The sequence below is a fragment of the Bacteroidota bacterium genome (assembly GCA_040388375.1).
GTDB lineage: Bacteria > Bacteroidota > Bacteroidia > UKL13-3 > UKL13-3 > JAAFJM01.
The window spans coordinates 386,837-397,908 of the sequence record JAZKBU010000006.1; the positions used below are offsets into that span (position 1 = coordinate 386,837).

The 11,072-nt window shown below is 34.3% G+C and carries 7 protein-coding genes and 1 tRNA gene; 2 read left to right on the forward strand and 6 right to left on the reverse strand.

Translation table 11 applies throughout. The features are described 5' to 3' along the window. Positions 1-48: 48 nt before the first annotated feature. Together V4538_11560 and V4538_11565 are read right to left on the reverse strand one after the other, a co-directional pair. Positions 49-4,422, reverse strand: a complete 4,374-nt coding sequence (locus tag V4538_11560; GenBank protein ID MES2381672.1) for a hypothetical protein — start codon at positions 4,420-4,422, stop codon at positions 49-51. Positions 4,423-4,504: 82 nt separating this feature from the next. Continuing rightward, complete coding sequence (locus V4538_11565) at positions 4,505-5,401, reverse strand: LD-carboxypeptidase (protein MES2381673.1); 897 nt, start codon at positions 5,399-5,401, stop codon at positions 4,505-4,507. A gap of 209 nt (positions 5,402-5,610) precedes the next feature. Between V4538_11565 and V4538_11570 the strand changes: the two genes are divergently transcribed. After that, positions 5,611-5,892, forward strand: coding sequence for a GNAT family N-acetyltransferase (locus V4538_11570; protein MES2381674.1), 282 nt, complete (start codon positions 5,611-5,613; stop codon positions 5,890-5,892). A 41-nt stretch (positions 5,893-5,933) separates the two neighbouring features. Here the strand turns inward: V4538_11570 and V4538_11575 are convergent, their stop codons facing one another. Beyond that, on the reverse strand, positions 5,934-6,794 hold the full coding sequence (locus V4538_11575) for a hypothetical protein (protein MES2381675.1): 861 nt from the start codon (positions 6,792-6,794) through the stop codon (positions 5,934-5,936). A gap of 86 nt (positions 6,795-6,880) precedes the next feature. Between V4538_11575 and V4538_11580 the strand changes: the two genes are divergently transcribed. Then, on the forward strand, positions 6,881-9,085 hold the full coding sequence (locus V4538_11580; GenBank protein MES2381676.1) for a peptide-N-glycosidase F-related protein: 2,205 nt from the start codon (positions 6,881-6,883) through the stop codon (positions 9,083-9,085). 192 nt (positions 9,086-9,277) lie between these two features. Here the strand turns inward: V4538_11580 and V4538_11585 are convergent, their stop codons facing one another. The 3 genes from V4538_11585 to V4538_11595 form a co-directional block, all read right to left on the reverse strand. Beyond that, entirely contained in the window at positions 9,278-9,865 is a 588-nt protein-coding gene (locus tag V4538_11585) for a 50S ribosomal protein L25/general stress protein Ctc (GenBank protein MES2381677.1), read from the reverse strand. A gap of 94 nt (positions 9,866-9,959) precedes the next feature. After that, a complete protein-coding gene (locus V4538_11590) occupies positions 9,960-10,910 on the reverse strand; it encodes a ribose-phosphate pyrophosphokinase (GenBank protein ID MES2381678.1) in 951 nt (316 codons plus the stop codon). 87 nt (positions 10,911-10,997) lie between these two features. Next, positions 10,998-11,070 (reverse strand) — tRNA-Gln (locus V4538_11595). Positions 11,071-11,072 lie beyond the last annotated feature (2 nt).

Consider the following 11,072-nt stretch of genomic DNA (forward strand, 5'->3'; position numbering starts at 1 on the left):
TACATAAAGTAAAGGCTAATCTTAATGTGCTAAGATTAGCCTTTACTGCTATTTTTCTTTCATTGCTTTTAGCAATTTATTTCTATCGCTCATACTGGCCGCTCTGAGCGTAAAACCTTCTGATGAACTTTTTTCGCCTGCTGTTTTTATAATTTCATTAAAGGCCGGGTCGCTGCTTAAAATGCCCATGCTTCCTTTGGTGTATTTAAAGTAGTACCAACTGCCCCTGTTTTGTTGCAGGTAAACTATAATCTCATCGCCTGCACGTTTCTTAATTATTTCTACTCTGCCTTGTACCCTGCGTTCAAACACATATTTATCGAAACTGCGAATGCCTATATCGCCTACACTGATAAATGAACGTGTTGCCTGATTCCATTTCAGGTTTAAATCTGTTATAAATATAGTTTTAAATAAATCTTCAATTAGTTTCCCTGTTAACTCATCACTCGGGTCTCCAAGTATTTTTTTCAATACTTTTTCATCTACTAATTCGGGTATGGCTAAATTGAGTATTTGTTTATCGTAATAGTTATTGGATGCACTCGTTGACTGATCTGTTAAGGTATCGTACATTAACTTAATAGCATTGCCCGGCATTTGAAAATCAAGTATCATAGCCAAATGCATATTGAAACTGGAGTCTTTTAAATTATATATACAACTGCCTGCAACGGGCACTTTAAATTTAGGCTGGTCAAAACCAAAGGTAAATTTACCTTCGGCATAAATGGATTTTTTGGCTTCACTTACGGCTAAAAAATTTCCTTTTCTGGTTGGCTTGCTAAATACTTTATCATAAGGACCAATTCTGAATTCTTCAAATTTTTCATTGTAGGTGTAAGTTCCTTCTACTTTAATCATTTCAAAATCGCTGGTAACACGTTTACGCGTAAACATGGCCGGATAAACGTGTGGTGAATCAATGGTTACATTCATTCCACAGTACAAGGCTTGCCTGTTTAAATTAGATATAGGTGGTAATAAGTCAATATAAACTGAATCGGGGTTAATAACCGCTGCTGACCTAAACCAATCGGTTCTGGGAAAATGTAAACTATGCAATGGTTTAAAATGTCCGTTGTATTCCAAATTTTTATTGAATGAGTGTAAAATTGCATTTCCCTGAAAAGCTAATTTTGGTCCTGCTAAAAAGTTAATGGAATCCGGAATATTGGTTTTACCTCCCATATATTTTTTATCTTCAATGTATATTTCATTTAAATAAAACCTTTGGGCTTTTTTGTTTTTATCCAGGTAAATATAATTTCCCTGACCTCTTATATCTGTTCGTCCGTTTACTTTTACCGTGGTTTGCTCCACTTTATGGTAACTATTAATGGTATCTGAAAGAATTTTTGCATTGTAAAACTCATCCATTTCAGCATCGGCTCTTACGGTAACTACGCCACTATCAGGAATAATTCTACTGTCGGCCACGTTTATAAATGGTACCTTTTTTATATGCATAATATAATCAGCTAAACCTACCTTTAGGTTACCGGCTTTATAAGTTAGATTGTCTTGGCTTGTTTTTTTAGAAACTAAAAAGCTTGATTGAATTGGATTTTGCTCATACGTTTTTCCGGTAAATTCCATGGTACGTGCGTTAAAATCCCAACGCATTTTTTCAAAACTACCTTCGTAATTATTTAAGTAAAACACATTGTTTATTTCATGCGGTTTTAAATAGGTAAATTCCCCATACCGTTCTTCCTGGTTTAAATAAGCATCAACTTGTTTCGTTTCAAAGGCTATACGTGTTGAGTCGCCCGGCCAGCGTTGGCGGAATATGGATTCTTTACTTAAAATCTCAACGGCCCGCAATTCAAAATTATCATCCAATAGTTCTCCATCTTCAATTTTAATGGAACCGTTAGCTGTCATTTTTTCAGGTGTTAGCACCAGTGTTCCTCTCAGCTCTGTTTTTTCGTAAGCAATTTTAATAGGCTCGCCTCTATTGGAAACCAACATGGAATCGTGGTACGGAATCCAATGATTATACACGTTTTTTGAATTGATAATGGTTGGAAACTTCGCTGAACGGTCATTTTTAAAGGCTTCGCACTCCGCATTCATACTGTCTAACAAAAATATAAACCGCTTACTCGTGGAGGTTGATGATAAATAAAATATTTGTCCATCGCCTATTAAACCATCATTACTCAAGCGTAAACTCATTTTAGCATTGGCTCTGTTTTTATATAGTTTAAAGTCCCTATTTTCCTCTGCCGGAATAAAAAAGCCTAATGATTTATCGGGTTGTAAATTGATATCGCGTGGTAATTCCGGCAATATTCCATCGCTTATTAATGTACCAGGTAATGCTAAGGTCAATAAATTTAAATCACTCAAACTATCCAATTGAAAAGGATCAACGTTTACATAAAATCTTTCGGGGTCGTAGTTTCCTTTTTGTGTAGTTGGGTAATCGTAAAATATTTTTGAAGCAACCTCACTGGTAAATTTAGGAAAGCCCGGGTAGCGTTTTCTACTTCCCTTGTTGTACGGATGATCTATTTGCAGGTTACCATATATATTCTGAATAACACTTTTTACATTGGCAAAGTAACCCAATGAATCATCGTAATACAAAAATTTAAGTGAATCAACATTGTTCAAACGAATATCAAACTTTGTATAATCGAAAGTAAAATTACTTCCATAAAAATCTGCTAAACCCGCGCGAAGTTTACCGCTAAAGTCCATCGACCTGTTTTTCTTAATGGTTAGTACCTGTTCTTTGGGAACTATATATACGTTCTGCGAATCGCTAAAATAAAATTTAGGTACACCTTGTATAATTAAATCGTTATTGATTAAACTGATGGCCGCATTGGGGATAGCGTTAATGGTTGACCTGAAACTAATCGCATCAAAATCGGTTCGGCCTGAATGCGCATTTACGTAATCTTTAAGCTTAGGCTTTATGGTAACTATGTTTTTCTTGTCATTTAAATTTAAAAAACCTCTGTCATTTAAATCTATCATTTGCAATTTTATATCGCTTATGTTGCTTTTGAATGCGGCTGCATATTCTTCAATGGTAAATGTATTGGAATTGTTTTTTTCGCAATACTGTTTTATGCGTTGCAATGGATTATAACCCAAAACACCTTGTATGCGCTCATAAATAATATCTCTGAAATAATTGATAGATTGAAATTTAGCCGGGTCATCACTGGCAATATTATCCAACTGAATTTTGGGGTTGTTAATATCCCATTGCAGTTCATCAACGTATATTTCCATGTTATGAAAATAATCAACGAAAGGGGCTGCGCTTATACCCATTTTAGTATCTCTGTACAAACTGATATAATCCTCTTTAACATTGTAAGAGAACCTAAGCTGTGGATGATAAACGGAATCTTTATCCAAAAAGATAGTTAACTCTACTTTATCATTGGTAATCTTATTATCCCTTATAAAAAACTCTTCACTGGCTACTCTTAAAACGGGTTTGTTTTTAAAATAAAAATACAATTCGGCCTTTTGGGTTGGCGATCCTTTACCAACTATTAAAGCTCCTTTTAAACCAAATATGCCTTTAAATTTAGCTTTGCCATAAGTAACTCCGGTAAACTGGGTTGAGTATCCATCAAACTGAGGGTAAATAGATTTATCGCCTTGCGCACTTCCAAGAGGCTTATCGGTTACCCGGCCTAAAACAGGTTCTTTAAATTTATCTTTATAAAACAATAAGGCACTGTCGGCAATCATTAATCCATCGCTCAAATCAATTTTATAATTATTGAGTTTTGCATACACACGCGAAGAGTCAATACCTACCCTTGTCCAATCCACTTTACCGCCTTTTCCTACAAACTGATTGGTACCTGCATAATATTTTCCAGTAGTTTTATAAATTTCAAACGTATCTCCTGGTGTATAACAAAATAAATCAAGCGACTTAAAAATAAAAGTGGCCTGACCTTCCATTTTCAAATCAACATCCGTTGCGTTACAAACCCACAAAAAACTACCTACTCGTAACATTACATTTTCGGCAAAAATATTTCTCGATACATTCAAGAATCGAACAAATTCATCTTTGTTTTTTTTGATTGCTCCAATCAGTGTTTTATGCCAGTTGTCAAATTTATTCATCTGGTTATTTGACACTAAAGCATTCACTGTTTTAATATAGGCGTAGAACTCGGTATTTGGTTGCATTTGTTGTTGTAACATATCGTTACATAAACGAACCACTTGTTGTTTTTGAGGGAGGGAAAACTTGCCTGTATTGTAATTGGCACTGAAATTTTCCAGCTCGTCTTTTACTTCGCTTTTACCTGTTTTTATAAAACTTTCAAACTCGGTTATAAAAGTATTAGGGTCATAGGAAAAACTGGTTGGGCGTTGCGCAAAAGTTGTTAAACTTATTAAACTTAATATAATAAATTGAATGAAATATTTCATAGCTGCAAGTAATTAAATTAGCCCACAAACAACAAGCTAATTTTGTGTTTGTGGGAAAGTAAATAACGTGTTTAAAGAAAATTTATTGTTCAAAGTAAACTTGGGTAGCATCACTTCGCAATGTACAAAGCGAACCCAGTCTGATAGCAACATTCAGTGCTTCGTGTCCTGCGGGAAAACTAAAATAAACGGGATAGTTGTATTCAGCCACCGTTTCACTAATAATTTGATAACAATCCTTGTTAAACTCAAAAGGAGGCGCATTCTCGTTCATACTACTCATACCACCCACCAATAATCCTTTTAACTTAGCCAGCTTACCTGCCCTTTTTAAAGCAATCATCATTCTGTCAATGTGGTAATAGTATTCTCCTATGTCTTCAATAAACAAAATACAATCATCAAAACTAACTAAACTATCGCTTGCCAGTAAACTATATAGAACAGATAAATTACCGCCTACTAATTTTGCTTCTACATTACCATTTCTGTTTAAAGGATGCTTTGCAAACGTGTAATTAATTTTATTGTTAAACAGTGCATTTTGCAAACTACTTATGGTTGTTTCATTGTAATAATCACCCTGCATGGTTATAGGCATACAAGCATGTAATGTTGGTGTTGGATAATGTTTATTAATGTGTGCATGAATAACTGTTACATCGCTAAAACCAATAATTAATTTAGGGTTCTCAGCAAAACCGGAAAAATCAATATCGTCAATAATACGAATGGTACCATAACCACCACGTGCCAATAAAATAGCTTTTACTTCACCGTCCAACAACAATTCGTTAAAGGCCTTGGCCCTGCTTGCATCGTTCCCGGCAAAAGCATTATCGCGCTCAAACAACGCTGAACTTAATTTTACTTTCAATCCCCACGACTCCAGCAACCGAACGGTATTGGCAATAGTAGCTTCATCAATATGTCGGGCTGTGGCAGCAATGCCTATTGTATCGTTTTTTTGTAAAATCATAAGTTATCAATGTCGTTATAACGTATTCCTGAATAAATTAACCGCTCTTTTCAAAAGAAAAGTAATTTGATTTGAAATAAAAATTATAATATACACTGTATATGGTAAATGTATAGTAAGGCAAAATGTTGGTTATAATTCATCATAATTTACTTGACGAAAAGTACAAATATGTGTAGCATTGTTCCAATCAATTTTACATTGCTATTATGGAAGTTAAAAATAAACAAACCGACACCAAAGGAAATTTCTTCATAGAAGAAAACGGCTCAACCATTGCCGAGCTTGAATACGTTTATGCCGGACCTGATAAAATTATTATAAACCACACCGAAGTTAATCCCGGACAGGAAGGAAAAGGCTTAGGGAAAATTCTAGTAAAAGCAGCTATTGATTTTGCAAGAGCAAACCATTTAAAAATAATGCCGCTTTGTCCCTATGCAAAAAGTTTTTTCGACAAAACTGATGAGTATAACGATGTGTTATTTTAAAAAGTTTATGTCATAAAAAAGGAGCCGATTGGCTCCTTTTTTTATTTACTGTTTTGTTTCATTACAGTCTTCTTAATTTTATTCAACGCTTCTAAATCAGACTTGTTCAGTTTACAATTATCCGGACTGGAAACCACATAATACATTAACTCACTATTCTGAGCGCTTATTACCATTTTATTGCAATATCTTTCATCTTTTACCCAAAGATAATATACTAAGGCATTGTCCTGGTCGATAACAGCTTTAGCAATAACATCCCTGTCTACTTCTTCTACTTCTCCATCATATATATCAGCGGCATCTTTCTTTCCTTTTAATTCCAGCATTTTATCTTCAACCAATAATTTTTTATCTAATAATTGGTTTTTATCTGAAGGGTAATTGCTGATCATTTTAGAAGGTGATATATCTGCATCTCTTTCTGCTTTTGCCGCGTACTCAAAATAGTTATTTAACATTTGTACCCCTCTTTGCAATTCGGCATCCCAATCGGTAGTATCAATTTGATTGCTGCAAAATGCCTGTGCAATAATTTCTTCCGGTATGGCTTTGCGTTTAAATTTGTTTAAAATCATCAAACCATTAAAATCTTCTTCAGCACTACATAGTTTGGCTTTATTTTTACTTCCTTTTGATTTACTAAAAACCAAATAAGCTACATTTTCTTTTTTGTATTTTGTCAAATCATTGTCAAAAGCTACTTCATATGGCGAGTATCTCCAATGGCGTATAACAGCTTGTTCAATAGCGGCATTGTAGGCACTATCAAAAAACAATACGACTATCAATTTTGTTTCTTTAAATTTTTCGATTTCCGCCTTTTTAGTGTAAAAACCGAACTGAGCGCTTGCTCCTATTGAGATTAAAGTTAATAAAATGAATATGTTTAATTTTTTCATTGGTTAGCGATTTTTTATGCAAATAAATCTTTATACTCAAATATTGAAAGTATTTTTTAATTTGCTGCCTTTTAAATACCAACAAAATGAAAAAAATTTACCTTATCCTATTCTTACTTTCCATTATTCATAACACAAATGCTCTGAACGGAGACACTACTAAAATAAGAGCCTTTGATAAACTAGACATGAATCATTATGGGAATTTTGACGCATGGGTAAAGTTTCCTGATGGTGCTAAAAAATATCAGAAAATAATTATGAAATACACCTTAGGGTGTTTAAGTAACGGACAATGTGAATGGGATTATACCAATACTCTATTGGTAAGAGAAAATACCGGTTTAAAAGACTCCACACAGAAACAAGCCCCCAATTATACTATTGTTGGCCAATCAACCACTCCGGACACCTTGTATTATTTAACCGATACAGCTTATAAATATTTTTTCAATACAACCACTCAAACGGCTGATAGCACAAAACAAAATGCAATAGTTGTTTTATTATACAACAACACAAGCAATCCGACTTTGGTTACAGATACGCTAAAAGTTTGGCCTACCTATTACCGTGTTAATTATAATGGCAGTGGTGTTGCTACTGATTCTACCTTGGTTAAAAACAGTGCTAGTTATATTGCAAAAGCCATGCGCACATATTACCAGGTTTTTGACATAATAAACGATTATGAATTAGGACGTATGATTACTCCTTACGCTAAATTTTTTAATAAAAACTTCCAATACACTTATGTATTTGATGTAACTGATTTTGCGGGCAAATTGAAAGATTCAGTTCAGATAAGAATGGATTACTCTGGTTACAGTTATGGTTTTACAGCCACCGTAGACTTTGAAATGATTGAAGGAACACCTAACAGAGAAGTAGCAAAAATTGAAAACATTTACAAAGGTTATTTCCCTTATGGCAATACATCAAACCCAATTGATAATTTTTTACCTGCTAAAGCATTTACCCAAGATGCCGGCACTAAATCCATAAAACTTCGCTTAACGGTTACAGGCCATGGAGGAGAGAACAACGAAGGATGCTCTGAGTTTTGTGCCAAAAAATATTTCTTAAAACTAAACAATACACAAATAGCTGAACAATTGGTTTGGAAAGATGATTGTGGTAAAAATGCTATTATTAACCAAGGAGGAACTTGGATTTACGATAGAGCAAATTGGTGCCCTGGAGAACAAATAGCTCCTTACGAGTACGAATTAAATACACAATCAGGCAATAATAATGTAGATATTGATTTTGAAGATTTTGTTGCCAATGGTAGTGCCGGTTATCAGGTAATGGCTACACTTATACATTACAAAGATTACAGTTATAACAACGAAGTAGGCTTACAGGAAATATTATGGCCTAGCAATGATTTCAGATACCAAAGATTAAATCCTTCTTGCCAGGCGGCAAGAGTTTCCGTAAAAAACAATGGAAAAAACCCTTTAACCTCTTTTACGGTTAAATACCAGTCAGGCGATAAACGCATTAATTCTTTTGTTTGGAAAGGGAACATTCCGTTTGGTGCAACATCTACTATTGACTTAGGCTATATTCAATGGGATGCTAACGTAAAAACATTTAAAGTGTGGGTGGAAAGTCCAAATGGAGCAACAGATGAAAATACTACCAATAACAATTTACAGGTAGGCAATATTGTAAGCCCGCCTACTTTCCCCAGCCAGATTATTATAGAAACAACTACCAATAAACTGCCGGGAGAAAACCGTTGGATAATTAAAAATGAAAATGGTGATACTATTGCTTCAAAATTATTTACCAAAACAAGCACACGCCATTTAGATACAGTAAATATTGGTTACGGTTGTTATACTTTTCAATTTGACGATGCAGGCAAGGACGGATTAAGCTTTTGGGCATCATCAGCTAATACAGGTAGTGGAAGCTTACGTATTACAGCTACTAATCCGTACCGTGTATTAAAAACTTACAATGCTGATTTTGGTACTTTTATTACACAACACTTTACAGGCCAAGCACCATTAAGTGTGAATGACATGGATGAAACTAAAAATACCATGCTGGTATTTCCTAATCCGGCCTCTAAAACGGTAAGCATTCAATTGGATATGCCTTTAAATTTTGAATCTAAAACTTACCAGGTTTTCAATATCCAAGGACAATTGGTTTATAGCCATACTACTGCTGATTACTTAGTTGATATTGATTTAAGCAATTTTAGCCAAGGCATTTATTTTGCAGTGGTGAATACAAACAACAAAAGCTTCACTCAGAAATTTATGGTTAAGTAATAGAGCAATATTGTTTCTAACAAAAAAGGTTAGCTTGTTTAAGCTAACCTTTTTTTATGCCTTAATATTTCTGTATTGACTCTATATAAAATTTACCGGTAAACAGACTTAAAACTATTTTACAAAGAAGCTTAAATAAAAAAAGAGGCTACTAAAAGTAACCTCTTTTTTCTATTCATAATCTTTTTGAGACTATTTCTTTTTACCTTTTGCTTCTTCTGTAGCTGCAGATACTGCTGCTCTAGTCGTTTTAACGGTAACAACCGGATTGTTAGGTGAATCTAATAATACAATATTGTTTACTGTGATATCGCCTACTTTAATTGATTTACCAATTTCTAAATTATCAATATTAATTTCAATTGATTCTGGTAAATTAGCCGGTAAACCTTTAACTCTTAATTTTTGTTGTTTAATCATCAATTTACCACCTTGACGAACACCTACTGAATTACCAACACATTTAACAGGAATTGGAATTTCAATTTCTTTGTTATCGTTTAATTCCATAAAGTCAGCGTGAATAATTGACTCATTAACCGGGTGGTATTGGATATCTTTTAATACTGCTTTTATTACTGTACCATCAATATCTAATTGTACTTTATAAGTATTTGGAGTATAAACTAAAAGTTTGAAATCAGCTTCATACATTGTGAAATGCAAATGTTCTTTTCCTCCGTACAATACGCAAGGAACTTGTCCTGCTGCTCTTACTGCTTTTGTACTTGATTTACCTAAATTGTCACGTTTGTTACCAAACATTGCTACTGTTTTCATACTGTTTTTCTCCTTTTTCTTTTTTTTGATTGGCAAAACCCATTTCGGTTATCCGATACTAATTTTGCTTTTTGGTTAATAATTAATTTATATTTTATTTTTGTTGTATTTCAAATAATGAACTAATACTACCGTGTTCATTTACGTTGCGAATAGCATCGGCAAATAACTTGGCAGAACTTAGTACTTTTATTTTAGGGCTTTGGGTTCTTAAAGGGATGGTATCGCAAACTACTAATTCATCAATTACCGAATTTTCAATAGTTTCGATGGCTTTACCTGAAAGAACCGGGTGAGTACAAAAGGCTCTTACGCTTAAAGCACCTTTTTCTTTCATTAAACCTGCAGCTTTAGCCAATGTACTTCCTGTGTCAATAATATCATCAACCATTACTACATCTTTTCCGCTTACATCACCAATTAAGGTCATAGCAGCAATTTCATTTGCTCTACGTCTTTCTTTGTCACAAATTACCATATCAATACCTAAAGCTTTTGCATAAGTACGGGCTCTTGTTGTTGAACCCATATCTGGCGAAGCAATAATTAAATTGTCTGTTTTCGCTAAACTTCTGATATATGGTAAAAATATAACCGATGGATCCATGTGATCAACCGGTATTTCAAAAAATCCTTGAATTTGAGGCGCATGTAAATCCATTGTCATTACACGGCTGGCTCCAACTGCTGTTAAAACATCAGCTACTACTTTTGAACCAATAGAAACACGGGGCTTGTCTTTTCTATCCTGGCGCGCCATTCCAAAATAAGGAATAACTGCAGTAATATAATGTGCCGATGCACGCTTTGCAGCGTCAATCATCATTAAAAGCTCCATTAAATTATCGCTGTTGGCAAAAGTAGATTGAATTAAAAACACATCAGCACCACGCACACTCTCATTAAAATTTGGCTGAAACTCGCCATCGCTAAATTTCGAAATGGTACAATCACCTAACGGTTGACCATATTCTTCAGCTATTTTTTCGGCAAGGTAACGTGAGTTTGTTCCCGAAAATAATTTTACTTCGTTGTTGTTAGCCATATCAGTGAGTTAATAGGTATTGATTAAACAATTAGCTTACCCGATTTAGTCAAGTAAGCTAATTATCTGTGTTTTCTATAAAACTTGTTGTCCGACTAGGGCTCGAACCTAGACTCTACTGAACCAAAATCAGTCGTGTTGCCAGTTACACCATCGGACAAT